This window comes from Sphingomonas sp. J344 (genome assembly GCF_024700005.1).
Lineage (GTDB): Bacteria > Pseudomonadota > Alphaproteobacteria > Sphingomonadales > Sphingomonadaceae > Sphingomonas.
Map to the genome: position 1 here is coordinate 3,078,099 of NZ_JAJONB010000001.1, position 16,312 is coordinate 3,094,410.

The 16,312-nt window shown below is 66.6% G+C and carries 12 protein-coding genes and 5 pseudogenes; 11 read left to right on the forward strand and 6 right to left on the reverse strand.

Annotation, left to right across the window (positions count from 1 at the left end; genetic code table 11):
• Positions 1 to 8 precede the first annotated feature (8 nt).
• Positions 9 to 1,343: an SPOR domain-containing protein gene (locus LRS12_RS15775; protein WP_257845355.1), complete on the forward strand. Its 1,335-nt coding sequence runs from the start codon at positions 9 to 11 to the stop codon at positions 1,341 to 1,343.
• A gap of 57 nt (positions 1,344 to 1,400) precedes the next feature.
• Here LRS12_RS15775 and LRS12_RS15780 read toward each other — a convergent pair whose 3' ends face one another.
• From LRS12_RS15780 to LRS12_RS15800, 5 genes and pseudogenes are all read right to left on the reverse strand, one after another.
• Positions 1,401 to 2,615, reverse strand: coding sequence for a dihydroorotase family protein (locus tag LRS12_RS15780; RefSeq protein ID WP_257845356.1), 1,215 nt, complete (start codon positions 2,613 to 2,615; stop codon positions 1,401 to 1,403).
• Positions 2,612 to 3,605, reverse strand: a pseudogene (locus tag LRS12_RS15785) (aspartate carbamoyltransferase catalytic subunit). The gene LRS12_RS15780 and the pseudogene LRS12_RS15785 overlap by 4 nt, the downstream one beginning before the upstream one ends.
• A 56-nt stretch (positions 3,606 to 3,661) precedes the next feature.
• Positions 3,662 to 5,218, reverse strand: a complete 1,557-nt coding sequence (locus tag LRS12_RS15790) for a S10 family peptidase (protein ID WP_257845357.1) — start codon at positions 5,216 to 5,218, stop codon at positions 3,662 to 3,664.
• A gap of 59 nt (positions 5,219 to 5,277) precedes the next feature.
• A pseudogene (gene ruvX, locus LRS12_RS15795) lies at positions 5,278 to 5,738 on the reverse strand (Holliday junction resolvase RuvX).
• Positions 5,735 to 6,886 (reverse strand): DUF3089 domain-containing protein, encoded by a 1,152-nt coding sequence (locus LRS12_RS15800; RefSeq protein WP_257845358.1) that lies wholly within the window; start codon positions 6,884 to 6,886, stop codon positions 5,735 to 5,737. Before LRS12_RS15800 ends, ruvX begins: the two are co-directional and overlap by 4 nt.
• 112 nt (positions 6,887 to 6,998) lie before the next feature.
• On the opposite strand from LRS12_RS15800, the gene LRS12_RS15805 reads away from it, so the two are divergent.
• From LRS12_RS15805 to gatB, 5 genes and pseudogenes are all read left to right on the forward strand, one after another.
• A complete protein-coding gene (locus LRS12_RS15805; protein WP_257845359.1) occupies positions 6,999 to 8,549 on the forward strand; it encodes a DUF4153 domain-containing protein in 1,551 nt (516 codons plus the stop codon).
• 223 nt (positions 8,550 to 8,772) lie between these two features.
• Positions 8,773 to 9,060: an Asp-tRNA(Asn)/Glu-tRNA(Gln) amidotransferase subunit GatC gene (gatC, locus tag LRS12_RS15810; protein ID WP_145845652.1), complete on the forward strand. Its 288-nt coding sequence runs from the start codon at positions 8,773 to 8,775 to the stop codon at positions 9,058 to 9,060.
• A pseudogene (gene gatA, locus LRS12_RS15815) lies at positions 9,060 to 10,543 on the forward strand (Asp-tRNA(Asn)/Glu-tRNA(Gln) amidotransferase subunit GatA). The gene gatC and the pseudogene gatA overlap by 1 nt, the downstream one beginning before the upstream one ends.
• Complete coding sequence (locus tag LRS12_RS15820; RefSeq protein WP_257845360.1) at positions 10,540 to 10,692, forward strand: hypothetical protein; 153 nt, start codon at positions 10,540 to 10,542, stop codon at positions 10,690 to 10,692. The pseudogene gatA and the gene LRS12_RS15820 overlap by 4 nt, the downstream one beginning before the upstream one ends.
• Entirely contained in the window at positions 10,689 to 12,149 is a 1,461-nt protein-coding gene (gatB, locus tag LRS12_RS15825) for an Asp-tRNA(Asn)/Glu-tRNA(Gln) amidotransferase subunit GatB (RefSeq protein ID WP_257845362.1), read from the forward strand. The genes LRS12_RS15820 and gatB overlap by 4 nt, the downstream gene beginning before the upstream one ends.
• Before the next feature lie 122 nt (positions 12,150 to 12,271).
• Here gatB and LRS12_RS15830 read toward each other — a convergent pair whose 3' ends face one another.
• A complete protein-coding gene (locus LRS12_RS15830) occupies positions 12,272 to 12,466 on the reverse strand; it encodes a hypothetical protein (protein WP_257845363.1) in 195 nt (64 codons plus the stop codon).
• 153 nt (positions 12,467 to 12,619) lie between these two features.
• Between LRS12_RS15830 and LRS12_RS15835 the strand changes: the two genes are divergently transcribed.
• From LRS12_RS15835 to LRS12_RS15855, 5 genes and pseudogenes are all read left to right on the forward strand, one after another.
• Positions 12,620 to 13,246 (forward strand): hypothetical protein, encoded by a 627-nt coding sequence (locus LRS12_RS15835; protein WP_257845364.1) that lies wholly within the window; start codon positions 12,620 to 12,622, stop codon positions 13,244 to 13,246.
• Positions 13,243 to 13,614: a hypothetical protein gene (locus LRS12_RS15840; protein ID WP_257845365.1), complete on the forward strand. Its 372-nt coding sequence runs from the start codon at positions 13,243 to 13,245 to the stop codon at positions 13,612 to 13,614. The genes LRS12_RS15835 and LRS12_RS15840 overlap by 4 nt, the downstream gene beginning before the upstream one ends.
• 40 nt (positions 13,615 to 13,654) lie before the next feature.
• Entirely contained in the window at positions 13,655 to 14,116 is a 462-nt protein-coding gene (locus LRS12_RS15845; RefSeq protein ID WP_257845366.1) for a hypothetical protein, read from the forward strand.
• A gap of 317 nt (positions 14,117 to 14,433) precedes the next feature.
• A pseudogene (locus LRS12_RS15850) lies at positions 14,434 to 15,006 on the forward strand (ANTAR domain-containing response regulator); the annotation flags it as partial.
• A pseudogene (locus LRS12_RS15855) lies at positions 14,998 to 16,208 on the forward strand (CmpA/NrtA family ABC transporter substrate-binding protein). The pseudogenes LRS12_RS15850 and LRS12_RS15855, both read left to right, overlap by 9 nt.
• The last annotated feature ends 104 nt before the right edge of the window (positions 16,209 to 16,312 follow it).

A 16,312-nucleotide genomic window follows, 5' to 3' on the forward strand; every position in this document is an offset into this window, starting at 1 on the left:
ACAGAGCCATGAACCTTCGCCGCATTTTGACCGTATCGGTCTCCGCATTGGTGCTGGGCGCACCGATCGTCGGTGGCCCGACGCTGATCGGCGGGCTTGCCGTCGCCAGCGGCGGGGTCGAGACCGCCGACCTTCGCCGCGCCGCCAAGGAAGCCGCCGCCGCCACCAAGGCTCTGAAAAAGGGCGAAGGACAGAAGGCGGTGACGCATGCCGAAGCGGCAGTCACGCTCGACCCGCGCAACGGCGAGTATCGCAAGCTGCTGGGTGAAGCCTATTTGTTCGCGGGCCGCTTCATCTCGGCGGCGCAGGCGCTGAACGAGGCGCTGTCGCTCGATCCGGCCAATGGCCGCACCGCGCTCAACCTTGCGCTGGCACAGATTGCGACGGGCGAGTGGGACGTGGCGCGCCAGACGCTGGCAATGCACAGCGCGACGATCCCGGCGAGCGATCGCGGACTTGCGATGGCGCTGGCGGGCGATCCTGCGGGTGCGGTCGGTCTGCTGATGGAAATCGCGCGTCAGCCCGGTGCCGACGCCAAGACGCGCCAGAATCTCGCGCTCAGCCTCGCGCTGGCGGGACAGTGGCAGCAGGCGCGCGCGATTGCGGCGCTCGACCTGTCGCCCGATCAGGTCGACGGGCGGATCATGCAATGGGCGAGCTTTGCGCGTCCGCAGAATGCGTACGATCAGGTGGCGGCGCTGCTTGGCGTCACCCCGATTGCCGATAATGGCCAGCCCGAGCGGCTGGCGCTCGCCCAGTCGATGACCAGCGCTGTTGCGGCGGCGCGCGTCGCCGATCCGGTCGATACCTATATGCCCGGCCCTGCGCCGGTCGAGGCCGTGGCCGCGGTCGCTGCCACCGCGGTTGACGTGGCCGCAACCGATGTCGCTCAGGGCCCGTCGATCACCGCGCCGAGCGGCCAGCAGGTCGTCTTTGGCCCGCGTCAGGAGATTGTTCAGGCAATCCCGACCCGCGCAGTGCGTGCCGAGACCTCGGTCGCCAGCGTCGGCGCGATCAAGCCGGTTCGGGCCGACGTGCCATCGGTCCAGCGCTTCGCCAAGGGGAGCTGGTATGTCCAGCTCGGTGCCTATGACAGCGTCGGCGTGGCGCGGGATGCGTGGGGCCGCCTGGTCAAGCGCACGCCGCAACTCAAGGGTCTGACCCCCGCGAGCGCCAGCGTTTCGACCAGGGCGGGTGCGTTCCAGCGTCTGTCGGTGGGCGGGCTCGCTCGCGCCGATGCCGATGCGCTGTGCCGTGACGTGCGCAGCGATGGCGGGAACTGCTTCGTGCGCAGTGCAGCCGGGGACAAGCCGGCGAGCTGGGTGCGCAGCGCTTCGCGCTGATCGCTTTTGAAAGATTATAAACGGGGCCGGGGGAGGAAATTCCCGGCCCTTTTCGATTCACCGGACTTCGCTACCGCCCTTGAACAGCCGCAACGCCTTGCCCTGGACGGGCAGACCGTCGAACGGGGTGTTGCCCGCCTTGCCCGGCATCGTGTCGGCGACAATCTGCCAGGGGGCATCGGGATCGACTAGAACCAGGTCGGCGGGCATGCCCGTCGCGAGCGTGCCGGTTTCGATGCCGAGGATCCGCGCGGGATTGCGCGCGACCAGCGCGAACAGGCGATCAAGGGTGAGATGGCCGTCCCGGACAAGGCCTAGGCCAAGCGTCAGCAGTGTCGCCGCGCCCGCCATGCCCGGCGTCGCATCGGCGAAGGGCAGGCGCTTTTCTTCGGGCCCGCGCGGGTCATGGCCCGAGCAGAGCACATCGATCGTCCCGTCGGCGAGCGCGGCGAGCGCGGCACGGCGGTCGCTGTCGTCGCGCAGTGGTGGCGAAAGGCGCGCGAAGGTGCGGAAATCGGACAGGTTGATGTCGGACAGCAGCAGGTGCGCGGGCGTGATGCCGCAGGTAACGCGCACGCCGCGCGCCTTGGCCGCGCGGATCAGGTCGAACGACGCGGCGGTGGTCAGCTGGCGGAAATGGATCGCCGCACCGGTCGCTTCGGCAAGCGTGAGGTCGCGCTGAACCGCCAATGCCTCGGCAATGGCAGGTGCGGCCGGGAGGCCGAGCCGGGTGGCGGTCTCACCCTCGGTCGCGACCGCGTTGCGGGTCAGCCCGGCATCCTCGGGGTGCGAAATCACGACGAGGCCGCAGTCGCGGGCATAGGCCAGCACGCGGCGCATCACGCCGCTGTCGGCGACCCAGCCGCGCCCGGTGCCGACTGCGCGCGCGCCTGCATCGGCGTTGGTGGCATATTCGGCGAGGTCCACACCCTCCAGCCCGCGCGTGGCGGCGGCGATCGGGTGGACCCACAATTCCGGCTTGCCCATGTCGGCGGCGCGCTGGACGAGGCCGGGGCCGTCGAGCACGGGCGACTGATCGGGCATCAGGCCGACGCGTGCGATCCCGCCAGCTCGGCACGCCGCCTTGTCCATCGCGAACACGCCGAGATCGGTGAGAGCGGGGGCGAGCAGCTTGCCGCCGCACTCGATCACCTCTGCCCCTTCGGGAGCGGTGTCGACGATGCGCTCGTCGGCGACGAACAGGTCGCCGGTTCGCTCGCCACCCTCGGGACAGACCAGCCGAGCATTGCGGAACATGCGCTTCACGTTCATGCCCAGCCCTCCACGCCGCGCGCGCGGCGGGTCAGCACGTCGAGGCACGCCATGCGCACCGCGACGCCCATCTCAACCTGTTCGGTGATCGCCGAGCGGCCGGGCAAATCGGCGACGACCGAGTCGATCTCGACCCCGCGGTTCATCGGGCCAGGGTGCATGATCAGCGCATCGGGCTTGGCGCGCTTCAGGCGTTCGAGCGTCAGCCCGTAATTGAGGTGATATTCGCGGGTCGAGGGGATGTAGGCCCCCGACATGCGCTCATTCTGGAGCCGCAGCATCATCACCACATCCGCGCCCTCCAGCGCTGCATCGAAATCGGTGAAGGGCGTGACGTGCATCTTATCGATCGCGGCGGGCATCAGCGTCGAGGGGGGCGACGACGCGCACCTCGGCGGCCAATGCCGTTAGCGCAAGGATGTTCGAGCGCGCGACGCGGCTGTGCAGGATGTCGCCACAGATCACCACGCGCTGATGCGCGACGCTGCCCCGGCGCCGTCGGATGGTGAGCGCGTCGAGCAATGCCTGGGTCGGATGCTCATGGCTGCCGTCGCCGGCGTTTAGAACGGGGCAATCGACCTTGTCGGCGATCAGCTGGACCGCGCCCGACGACATGTGCCGGATCACGATGACGTCGGCGCGCATGGCGTTGAGCGTCATCGCGGTGTCGATCAGAGTTTCGCCCTTCTTCACGCTCGATTGCGCCGCGTGCATGTTGACGACATCGGCACCGAGCCGCTTGCCCGCAATCTCGAAGCTCAACAGCGTGCGGGTCGAGTTTTCGAAGAAGGCGTTGATCTGGGTCAGCCCGTCGAGGCGATGGTCGCTGGGCGCGCGGTTGCGGTTCGCCTCGATCCACTGCTCCGCTTCGTCGAGCAGGAACAGGATTTCGTGCGGCTGAAGCCCGGAAATGCCCGTCAGGTGCGCGTGCGGAAACACGGCGCGCCCCTGAATCTGGGCGCCGGGGCGATGATCGATCGGCGGTTGCATTAAAGCTGCCGGTTAGCGGGGCGGGGCGGGGGTGGCAAGCGCCGTCGCCCCGCCGGTCACTGGCCGGGTTGCATCGCCGGGCGCGGCGCGGCTTGTCCCGGGGCGGCCAGCACGGTGTCGTACCAGCGGGCGAGGTCGCCGTGCATCTTCGCCAGCTCGTCGGGGTTGAGATAGACCATGTGCCCCGCCTCGTAATAAGTGAAGGCGATATTCCGCTGGAGCGTCTCATCCAGCAGCATGTGCGAGGCGTCGAACTCCGCACCGAAGAATGCGGTGGCGAAGTCGTAATAGCCGTTGACGAACATCACCTTCAAATAGGGGTTGGTGCGCATCGTCCAGGCGAGGTCGAGGCCGGAATTGGGCGTGGTCTGCGCGTTGCTGCTGCCCGGCGGGCGGTGGCTCCAGTCCCAGGCGAAGCCTGGGCCGCGCGCGGTCATGCGGTAGTTGAGGTCGGTCTTGTAGCCGAGCACGCGGGTCGCATAATCCTGAAACGTCGCGACGAACGCGCCCGAAATCGCGGTCGAGGACGGGTCGTCGCCCGGGCTGTCAGCATTCGCATCGGTCATGTTGAGCGTGTAGCGCGAGTCGAGCCGGCCCACCGCGAGGCGGCGGTCGCGCAGCAACTCGGTCTGGAAATGCTGGAGGTCGATGCGCAGGTCTGCGCGCAGGATGAAGGCTTCGCTGAGGCCGATATAGGCGGCCATCTGGCGCGCGACCGTCTGCTTCTCCGCTGCCGTGATGTTCGACCCCTTGGCCAGAGCCGCGGCATAGGCGCCGGTGGTGAAGCCGCGCACCTCGTCGAGGAACGCCCGGAGGTTCGCCGGGCGGTTGGGCACCCGGTTATGATACCAGGCGGTGGCCGCCATCGTCGGGAACAGGGTCAGGTAATTCTGGTCATAGCCCGACTGGCGCACGCCATAGTTCATGATCGTCGAGAACTGGACCATGCCGTTGATGCTGACCCCCGCTTCCTCCAGCTTTGCCGCGACCACCGGGTTGCGCAGCGTCCCATAGCTTTCGCCGAACAGGATCTTGGGGCTCTGCCAGCGGTTGTTCTTGACGATGTAGCGGGTGATCGCGCGGGCGAAGCCCTCCGCATCCTGATCGACGCCCCAGAAATCCCTGCCGCTCTTTTCGCCCAGCGGCCGCGACCAGCCCGCGCCGATCATGTCGATGAAGACGAGGTCGCTCTTGTCGATCAGCGAATAGGGATTGGGGCCGAAGCCATAGGGGGCGGGGCGGATATATTCGGGGTTGGCGGTGGTGACGCGGACCGGAGCGAAGCTGCCCATGTGGAGCCAGATGGTCGGCGAACCGGGGCCGCCATTGTAGAAGAAGGTGACCGGGCGGTTCCCGCCACCATCCTTGGTGTAGGCGGTGTAGAAATAGCTGGCGCTCGGCTTGCCCTCATCATCGCGGATGGTGAGCGTGCCGGCGGTGGCGGTGTAGGGGATGCGCTGGCCGCTGACGGTGACCGCGCCCTTGCTGACGAACGCCTGTTCTTCGACCAGCGCGCGGGCCTGCGCAGCTTCGGCCTCGGCCTTGAGAGACGGCTTGTCCTGCGCCAGCGCGGGCGCGGCGAGCAGGGTGGCGGCGAGAAGCAACTGGCGCATGATAATCCCCCAGATCCGGAGGCGCGACGCTGCCCGTTCGCGCGCGGCTTCGCAACCGGTTACCCGGTCGCCAGCGCGTCGATCGCTCCTTGCAGGATGTAGCTCGCCGCCAGCTTGTCGACCCGTTCGGCGCGCTTGGCGCGGGAGAGGTCTTCGGCGATCATCTGGCGTTCGACCGCGGCGGTCGACCAGCGTTCGTCCCACAGGAAGATGGGGAGGCCGAGGTCGTCCATGTTGCGGGCAAAGGCGCGGGTCGATTGCGTCCGCGGGGAATCGCTGCCGTCGAGGTTCAGGGGGAGGCCGATCACCAGCCCCTGACCTGCTGCTGCGCGATCAGCGCCACCAGTTCCGCCTTGTCGGCGGTGAACTTGGTGCGCTTGATCAGATGCGCGGGGCTGGCGAAGGACCAGCCCGCGTCGCACAGCGCCGTCCCGATAGTCTTGGTCCCGACATCGAGGCCGAGCAGACGCCCACCATCGGGCAAGGCGGCGCGATAGGCGGCCGGGTCGGTGGTGATCATCCCACCGCTCGCCGCGCGAAGACATCCACCCATGCGCTGCGCCGCGCCCGGTGCACCGCCAGCCGCCGCTCCGCATCGGCGCGGACATTGGCCCAGAACAGCGCATAATCGAACACATGATAGTTGTTGCCGGGCAGGACATATTGACCGCCCACGCCCTCCGGCACCGTCCCGAGCAACAGGATCCCCCGCCCGTCGCAGCGCAGCGTCGTCGCACTCTTCGCCAGCGTCGCGCTGGAGAAATCGGCGGCGGGGACGAGATTGCCGATCTCCGTCGCCGTCGCCGCAGTCGGCGCAGGGGTCCCGGTGACCGGGTTGGTGCAGACCATTTCGGTCCCCTTGCGCGGGGTGCCGGTGAAGCCATTCGAGGCGTCGAAGGTGTCGAGGATCAGCGAGGGATCGGCGGGCTCGGCAAAGCTCTGCCACGACAGGATACAGCCGCTCTGGTCGGCAGCGGTGCATTCGGGCAGGCCCAGCGCGGGCAGATCGGCGGTTTTCGACACCGGCCAGCCGACGACGTATGCCGCAACGATCCGCTTTGCGAGCGGCTTGCCCGCCACGCGGTCGCGGAGCAGCCGGGTGAGGTGGAGCGCGCCCTGGCTGTGTCCGGCAAGGATGATCGGGCGGTCGCCCGCTTCCTTGAGGAACTGGTCGAAGGCGGCGGTGACATCGCGATAAGCGAGGTCGAGCGCCTGTGCAGCGTCCGCCTTGCTGGTCACGAACGCGCCGAACGTTGCCTGACGGTAACGCGGCGCCCAGATCGCGCCTGCGCCGTTGAACGCGCTTGCTTGTCCGCGCAGGAACAGGTTGGCGCGATCATTCGCCTCCTTGTCGTCCAGCGGCGCGTTCCACTTCGCACGGTTGAGGTAGGAGGTCGGGTGGATGAAGAAGACCGCCGCCTCGGGCTTGGCCGCCGGCTTGATCCCCTGCGGCGTCCACAGCGCGGGATTGCCGGGCCGGTCGGGCCGGGCGAGCCACATGTCGGGGCGGGCATAGCTGTCGGCGGGGAGCGCGGCCTGCGATTCGAAGCGGCCGCCCGGGACCATTGCCTGCCGCAGCAGCTCGGCACCCCAGATCCGGTACGCAAAGGTCGCTGCAAGCGCGAGCACGATCAACACCGCCACGATATAGAGGAACTTACGCGCCACTTCGGGCTCTCCATTGTGCAATGCAGCATGACGCGCTGCCGGGCAATCGCTTTCCGTTGCGCGATGGTTGCGAAGGATGCAACCTTGGCGAATGCAATCGAGGGGGCAGGGGATGAACGCAGCGATCGAACCACGGGACGAACGCTGGCCGCTGCTGCCGCCGATCCTGGCCGCGCTCGGGCTGGCGGCGGGGCTGATCGCGCATTGGATCATCGGCACGGGCTATCAGGCAGAGGTGAGCGCGGTGCGACTCGCGCTGCTCAGCTTCGTCAGCGTGTCGGCGATCCTGTTCGGGTTCGTGGTGATCCGCAGCGACCTGATCCGCTCGGCAATCTTCGCACTCGGATGCGGCGCGGTTGCGGCGCTGATCCTCTATTTCAACGGCGCGACATCGGGGTGGAGCGCGACCGAGGGGTGGCGGCTGGTCTGCCTCGCGCTCGCCATCGGCATCGCCGCGCCGCTGTTTCAAGCGGGCCGTGAGGGTGGGTTTCGGCCGCTGTCCTATCCTTTGGCGCACGATCACGCCTGGACCAATGCGGTGCTGTGGTGCCTCAGCTGGGCGTTCGTAGGTGTCGTGCTGTTGCTGGCGTTCCTGCTCGCTGCCCTGTTCGACCTGATCGGGATCGACCTGCTCTCGGATCTGTTGCGAAAGGAGTGGTTCTGGCGACCGCTGGTCGGGCTGGCATTCGGGCTTGGCCTGGCATTGTTGCGTGAACAGCGGCGGATCGTCGGGCTGCTTCAGAATGTCGCGATGCTGGTGCTGGGCGTGCTCGCGCCGGTGCTGGCGGTCGGGCTGGGGCTGTTCCTGCTGGCACTTCCGTTCACCGGATTGCAGCCCTTGTGGGAGGCGACCAAGGCGACCACGCCGATCCTGCTCGCCTGCGCGGTCGGGGCGCTGCTGCTGGTCAATGCGGTGATCGGCAATGGCGACGACGATGCCCCGCGCAACCGCGTGCTCCGCTGGGCGGCGCTGGTGCTGGCGGTGGCGATCCTGCCGCTGGTGGTGATCGCGCAGTTCTCGACCGCGCTGCGCATTGGACAATATGGCTTCACGCCGGAGCGGCTATGGGGCCTGACCTTCGTCATCATCGCGAGCGTGGTGGCGGTCGCCTATCTCGTCAGCGTGATCCGAGGGCGAGGGGCGTGGGCGGAGCGGGTGCGGCCCGCGAACCTGTATCTGGCGATGATCGTGTGCGGCGTCGCGCTGCTCCTGGCGACCCCGCTGGTCAGTTTCAACGCGATCTCGACCCGCGATCAGGTCGCGCGGCTGGAGTCGGGCAAGGTCTCGCCGGAGAAGTTCGACTGGCGGGCGCTGGCGTTCGATTTCGGGGAGCCGGGGCGCCGAGCGCTGGAGCGGTTCAGAACATCGAGCAACGCGGTGATCCGGAAGGGAGCAGCCGAAGCGGCAACGGCCAAGCATCGCTGGGATGCGCCGGACGGTACGCAGGCAACGCGCGAAGAGGCACTCGACAAGACACTTCGCATCCTGCCGGCGGGAGCCCCCTGCCGCCGGAATTGCGCAATGCGATTGCTGAAAGCTGGGAGTGTCGCGAACAACGCTGCACTCTCACATTTCTGTCGGGAGGCAAGGAGGCGGTGCTGCTCACCTATTCGCAACTCAAGCGTGGCGATGGCACGATCGGGCTCTCCACAGGGCGCGTAGAGCGCTACGCGCTCGTAAAGGTAAATGGACCGATCCGGTCGAAACTGGAAATGCTTCAACTGATGCCGCGGCGAATGCGCGCATCGCTGCCGGGCTGGAGTCGGGCCAGATCGAAGTCCGTCCGGTCCAACGCCGTCAGGTCTTCGTCGGCGGTGTGCCGGTGGGCGATCCCTTCGAATAACCCCGCTTGCTGAAACGGGGGCGTCGCTGCTAGGCGCTCCGCATGTCCGTAGATACCGCCACCGTGAAGAAGGTCGCGAGCCTTGCGCGCATCGCGATCAGCGATGCCGACGCCGAGCGGCTCGCGCCTGAGCTCAACAACATCCTCGGCTGGATCGAGCAGCTGGGCGAGGTCGATACCTCGTCCGTCGAGCCGATGACCGCCGTGATCCCCAACACGCTGCGCCTGCGCGATGACGTCGTCAACGACGGCGACATGCGCGACGCGGTGCTGGCCAATGCGCCGCTCGCCGAGCATGGCTTTTTCACCGTGCCCAAGGTGATCGAATAATGACCGACCTCACCAATTTCGGCGTCGCCGCGCTGCGCGACGGCATCCGCACGGGCGAATTTTCCGCGCGCGAAGTCGCCGACGCATTCATTGTCAAGGTGAGCGCGGCCAAGGCGCTCAACGCCTTCATCGTCGAAACCCCCGAGCACGCGCTGGCCGCAGCGCGTGAGGCCGACGCCGCGCGTGCCGCTGGCGAGACGCTCAAGCCGCTGGCCGGCGTGCCGATCGGCATGAAGGACCTGTTCTGCACCAAGGGCGTGCAGACCACCGCCGCCAGCCATATGCTGGAGGGTTCAAGCCGGTCTATGAATCGACCGTCTCGCAGAAATTGTGGGACGCGGGCGCGGGCATGCTGGGCAAGCTGAACCTCGACCAGTTCGCGATGGGATCGTCGAACGAGACCAGCTATTTTGGCAATGTGATCAGCCCGTGGCGGCGCAAGGATGGCGGCAATGCCCCGCTCGCGCCCGGCGGTTCGTCGGGCGGCAGCTCGGCGGCGATCAGTGCGCGGCTCGTGCCCGCGGCGACCGGCACCGATACCGGCGGCTCGATCCGCCAGCCTGCGGCCTTCACCGGCATTTCGGGCATCAAGCCGACCTATGGCCGCTGCTCGCGCTGGGGCGTGGTGGCGTTCGCCTCCTCGCTCGATCAGGCCGGACCGATGGCGCGCGACGTGCGCGACTGCGCGATCATGCTGGAGGCGATGGCGGGCTTCGACGCGAAGGACGCGACATCGCTCAAGCTCGACGTGCCGAAGTGGGAGCAGGGGCTGAACCCCGATCTGCGCGGCAAGAAGGTCGGCATTCCCAAGGAATATCGCGTCGACGGCATGCCCGAGGAGATCGAGGCGCTGTGGCAGCAGGGCATCGACTGGCTGAAGGATGCGGGGGCGGAGATCGTCGAGGTCTCGCTGCCGCATACCAAATACGCGCTGCCGGCCTATTACATCATCGCCCCGGCCGAGGCGTCGTCCAACCTCGCCCGCTATGACGGCGTGCGTTATGGCTTGCGCGACCTGCCCGATGGGGCGGGGTTGCAGGACATGTATGCCGCGACCCGCGCTGCGGGCTTCGGCCCGGAGGTGCAGCGCCGCATCCTGATCGGCACCTATGTGCTTTCGGCGGGCTTCTACGACGCTTATTACACCCAGGCGCAGAAGGTCCGCACGCTGATCGCGCGCGATTTCGAGCGGGCGTGGTTGCAGTGCGACCTGCTGCTGACTCCGACCGCGCCGAGCGCGGCGTTCGCGCTGGGCGAGAAGTCGGCCGATCCGCTGGCGATGTATTTGAACGACGTCTTTACCGTGCCGTCCTCGCTGGCGGGCATCCCGGCGATGTCGGTGCCGGGCGGGCTGGACAAGGACGGGCTGCCGCTGGGGCTGCAGATCATCGGCAAGCCGCTGGACGAGCAGGGCGTGCTGAACGCGAGCCTCGCGCTCGAGCAGCGCGCCGGGTTCACCGCGCGGCCGGATCAGTGGTGGTGAGTGCGTTTGACGGGCTTGTAAAAGGGCTCAGCTATCTATTTGAATTTCTCGCCGAGCCGCGCAGAGGATCGAAGCCAGCATTGTCCGAGCGAGATTGGCAACGTCAGCACGATGCGCTGCGTCGAGAAACCGAAGAGCTGAAGAAATGACTGAAGCAGCATACCGCATCAAAGGCGAAACCGGTGAGTGGGAGGTCGTGATCGGCCTTGAGGTCCACGCGCAGGTCACGTCCAACGCCAAGTTGTTTTCGGGCGCCGCGACCGCGTTCGGGGCGGAGCCGAATACGCAGGTCAGCCTGGTCGATGCAGCAATGCCGGGCATGCTGCCGGTGCCCAATGTCGAGTGCATCCGTCAGGCGGTGCGCACCGGCATGGCGATCGACGCGCAGATCAACAAATGGTCGCGCTTCGACCGCAAGAACTACTTCTACGCCGATCTGCCACAGGGCTATCAGATCAGCCAGCTCTACCACCCGTTGGTGGGCGAGGGCGCGATCGAGATCGACGTCGACGGCGAGACCAAGGTCATCGGCGTCGAGCGCATCCACGTCGAGCAGGACGCCGGCAAGCTGATGCACGACCAGCATCCGCGCCTGTCCTATGTCGACCTCAACCGCAGCGGCGTCGCGCTGATGGAAATCGTGTCGAAGCCCGACATGCGCTCGCCCGCCGAGGCTGGGGCGTATCTCGCCAAGTTGCGTTCGATCCTGCGCTATGTCGGCTCGTGCGACGGCAATATGGACCAGGGCTCGATGCGCGCCGACGTCAACGTCTCTGTGCGCAAGCCCGGCGCCGAATTCGGCACGCGGACCGAGACCAAGAACGTCAATTCGGTCCGCTTCGTCATGCAGACGGTGGAGATCGAGGCGAAGCGCCAGATCGAAGTGCTGGAGAGCGGCGGCAAGATCGTGCAGGAAACCCGCCTGTTCGACCCCGATCGCGGCGAGACCCGGTCGATGCGGTCGAAGGAAGACGCGCATGACTATCGCTACTTCCCCGATCCCGACCTGCTCCCGCTGGAGCTGGACGATGCGTTTCTGGAGGAATGTCGCGCCTCGCTGCCCGAACTGCCCGACGCCAAGCGCGCGCGCTACATCGCGGCGGGGGTGACGCCCTATAATGCCGGCGTGCTGACCGCAGAGGTCGAAACCGCGCGTTACTTCGACGCGCTGCTCGATGCCGGCGCAAAGGGCGCGGCGGCGTCGAACTGGGTGACGTCGGAGCTGTTCGGCGCGCTCAACAAGCTGGGCAAGAGCATCGAGGAATCGCCGGTTTCGGCGGCACAGGCCGCCGAGCTGCTCGGCCTGGTCGCTGACGGCACCATCTCGGGCAGCCTTGCCAAGCAGGTGTTCGAGATCATGCTCGAAACCGGCGACAGCCCGGGCAAGATCGTCGAGGAACGCGGCCTCAAGCAGACCAGCGACACTGGCGCGATCGAGGCGGTTATCGCTGAAGTGCTGGCCAAGAACCCCGGCCAGCTAGAGCAGTATCGCGGCGGCAAGGAGGCGCTGTTCGGCTTCTTCGTCGGCCAGACGATGAAGGCGATGGGCGGCAAGGCCAATCCGGGCGTGGTCAATGACCTGCTGAAAAAGGCGCTGGCGGGCTAAGGATCAGTCCGGGGGGTGGGGGTACCCCCGGTTTCCCGTCTGATCCTTGAGGATGATCATCGGGCGTGACGCCGCCCTGCTTGTTCGGCTGGGTGCGGTTTTCGTCGGGCATCGGACGTCTCCTATTGAGCGGTGTCGTCCTGGTTCTTGATGACGCCGCCAGTGCCGCCGACGGCTCCGTCCACACCGTCCGGGGGTGTGTCGTCCTGCACATTCTCGATATCGCGGTTGGTATCATCGACTGCGCGCTCAAGATCACTGCGGCGGTCGTGATCGGCTTCGGGCGGGCTGTCAGGATGCGGGTCGCGGTCGGTCATCTTCATTCTCCTTGCCCACCCCAACGATCGGAAACGCCGCGCGGCTCCATCAAAGCGGCTTGTCTGCCGCATCGCGCGCGATAGGCTGCGCAGCGGGGGCGGTCTGCGCGCGATTCGTGTCGGCAAACCGCTGAAAATAGGGGTGTTTGAATGATGGAAGCAGGTTGGGCTCGGCGCGCATGCGCCGCGCTGACGGCGGTTGCGCTGACCTTGCCGGGGGGCGTGGTGGCGCAGGAAACGGCGGGAACGGTCTATCTCGACGATAGCGGATCGCCATTCGGGAAGGCGCCGGAGGAAGCGGGCGACGCGGCGAAGGTGACGATGCCGAAGCTGGACTTTACGCCGTCGCCCACCGATCCTTCGAACTACGACAAATATTATTACTTTGTTCGCGCCGACACGGATTTTGAGACGGCTTATGCCGATATCGTCGAGTGCGATGGCTATGCGCGCGGTCTGGCGAGCGGGATCAGCTACACTCAAGTCCCTTACCCCTATGCCGGAACGATGGCCGGAGCCGTGGGCGGGGCGATCGGCAGCGCGATGGCGATGGCGATCTTCGGTTCGGCGGAAAAGCGCCGCCTGCGCCGCGTGAACATGCGCCAGTGCATGAATTTCAAGGGCTATCAGCGCCATGGCCTGTCGAAGGACCTGTGGCAGGAGTTCCATTTCGAAGAAGGGCTTTCGGACATGCCCGAGACGAGGCGTTTCGCTTATCTCAAGCAACAGGCGCTGGTCGCCGCGACAGCAAAGCCCGAGAGCAAGGAATTGGGGCTGTGAAGGCGCTGTTCATGTCCGCTGCGCTTGCCGCGGTGCTGGCTGCTCCCTCTGCGCTCGCTGCGAAGAAAGAGAAGGTGGTGTTCGTCGAGGCGAGTGCGGTCGCCGACAAACCCGTCGTGACGCTCGACACGACCAAAGCCTATGTCATGCTGCGCTCGGACATTGCCGTTCCGCTCCATCTGATGCGGGTTCCGGACGCAGAGGACCAGGCCAAAGTACGACCAGCTGCGCGCCGATTCCTTGACCGAGGCAAAGGAGAAATATGTCCGCAAGGCACGCAACTACGAGCGCGACATGGCTTCTTGGGAGAAATACCCCAAAGGGTCGGCACGCCCGCCCAAACCGGAAAAGCCGGTGGAGCCGACTGATGGGAATTTCGAGTTTGTCCCGTTTGGGCTGATGACCGGGGTGTCGATCGGCCCGCTGTTCCGCTTTTCGAAAGGATCGGGCGGGGACAAGGTCTCGACCTACGTTCATCAGCTCACGCCCGGCACGTACCGCATCTATGGGATGATGAGTGTGGTGCCTGGCGGCGGTGCCTTTGGCAGCTGCTTTTGCATGGGTAGTGTCAAATTCGAGGTGAAGGCGGGTGAGATCACCGATCTCGGCCGCTTCGTTGCGCGCGAATTGCCGAAGCGCGACAGCTCCGACAATGCGATGCCGATGCCGCTAGGGGTCGAATATCGCTTGCCGGTGGCGGGGGAGGCTGCCGACTCTCGACTAGCGGCGCTGCCAGTGCGCCCCGCCAAGCTGAAGCCCGTGGGCAAGCTGCCCAATTACTTCGGTATGACCATAGACCGGTTTCCGGCCACCGCTGGCGTCATCCGTTACGACCGCGACAAGATTGTAGACCTGACCGCAGGAAACTGATCTGCCGGTCAGGCGCGCTCACGCCACCGGCTGAACCGGTGTCGTCGGCGGGTCGCCGCCTGGCTGGGGGGCGGGGATGTCGATGTCGGGGGCGGGGGCTGGATCTCCGGCGTGACCGGGCCGGGCTGGCCCGGTTGTGGCATCGGGGGTGCCTCGGGCGGGGGGATTGAGGGCTGGGCGGGGATCGGCGGTTCGACGGGCATTTTGGCTCTCCTGTTTCCGGTCGAACGTTTCGCCCATGCTTTGGTTCAGCGGGCTAAAGGAATTGTGCGCCGCAGCATCTGGCGCAGCGGCACGCGATTGCATAGAACTGAACCATGCGGATCGCGATCATCGACACGAGTTCAACGCGCGCCGCGATCATTTCCGACGGGTTGCGGGAGGCGGGACTTGTCGATCTCGTCCTCATCGATCCTGCCGGGCCGCTTGCGGCGCAGATCGAGGCGGCGCGGCCCGAAGTCGTTCTGATCAATCTCGAAAACCCCAGCCGCGACCAGCTAGAGGACTGTTTCGCGATGTCGCGCGCGCTCGACCGGCCGATCGCGATGTTCGTCGATCAGAGCGATGCCGAGGCGACCGGCGCGGCGATCGATGCGGGGGTCAGCGCCTATGTCGTCGACGGGCTGTCGAAACAGCGGATCAAGCCGGTAATCGACCTGGCGGTGCGGAGGTTTCAGGCGTTTTCGCGGCTCCAGCGCGAACTCGACGCGGCGAAGAACGCGCTCGCCGAACGCGCGACGATCGACCGTGCCAAGGCAATCTTGATGAAGAAGCGCGGGATCGACGAGCCCGCCGCCTATGCGCTGCTGCGCGGACAGGCGATGCGGACGAGCCGCCGGATCGTGGAGATCGCGGAGGCGATCGTCACTGCCGAGGCGCTGATGGGGGGATTTGCCGTGAGCGACGAGACGATGCGGATCGGCTTTTTGCCGTTGGTCGATGCGGCGCTCCCGATCCTGGCGCACGAACTGGGCTTTGCCGAGGAACAGGGGCTGCGGCTGGAACTGGTCCGCGACATGACCTGGGCGACGGTACGTGACCGGCTGCTCTATGGCCATACCGATGCCGCGCACATGGTCGCGCCGCTCGCCATTGCCACTGCGCTGGGGCGCGGGCGGCCGGCGGTGCCGATGGCGGTGCCGTTCGTGCTGGGGCTCAACGGCAATGCGGTGACTTTCTCGACTGCGCTGGCGGATGCGGTCGGGCTGGGCGAGTCGCTGGGCGATCCGGTCACGATCGGGCGCGCGCTCAAGCAGGTGGCGGGTAAGCGCCGGCTGCGCTTTGGCGTCGTCCACCGCTATTCGAGCCATAACTATATGCTCCGCTATTGGCTGGCCGGGGTGGGCATTCGCCCCGATGTCGATGTCGATATCGTCGTGACCAGCCCGCCCTTTGCCGCCGATGCGCTGGCGGCGGGAGAGGTCGACGGCATCTGCGTCGGCGAGCCGTGGAATTCGATCGCGGTCGATCGCGGGGTAGGGCGGATCGCGCTTGCGACGGCGCAGATCTGGCGGCGCGGGGTAGAGAAGGTGCTGGCGATGCGCAGCGCGGTGGCGGAGGAGCGGCACGATGCGGTGCAGCGGCTGATCCGTGCGCTGCATGCCGCAGCGGCGCATTTCGTCGATCCGGCCAATGCCGAGGCGAATGCCGCGATCCTCGCGCGCAGCGACTACCTCGATGCGTCGCCCGACGCGGTGCTGCGCGCGATCACCGATCGGTTGCGGCTGACCCCGGGGGCGAGCCGGTCCATTATCCCGATTTCATGTTCCAGTATCGCGAGGCGGCGAACTTTCCGTGGCGCAGCCAGGCGGCGTGGCTCTACGCGCAGATGACGCGGTGGGACGGGGTGGCGTATTCGGATGCCGACGCGGTAACCGCGACCGATGTGTTCCGCCCGGACCTGTACCGTGAGGCGCTGGCTGGATCGGGTGCGCCGCTGCCTGGAGCGAGTTCGAAGCTGGAAGGCGGGCTCGATTCGCCGATCGGCGTTGGCTCGGTGCAGGGGCGGCTGACCCTGGGTGCCGACCGATTTTTCGACGGAAGGTCGTTCGATCCCGAGGACATCGCAGGATATCTCGCCAGCCTGCCGTGACGCGCTGCACCTAAAAATATTGCACCTGCGAAGATTAGGCTTGCGTGAGCCAAGCAAATCAGGCAGCTTTCTGTCTGTCCGGCGACGACGCTGGAAAGATTGAT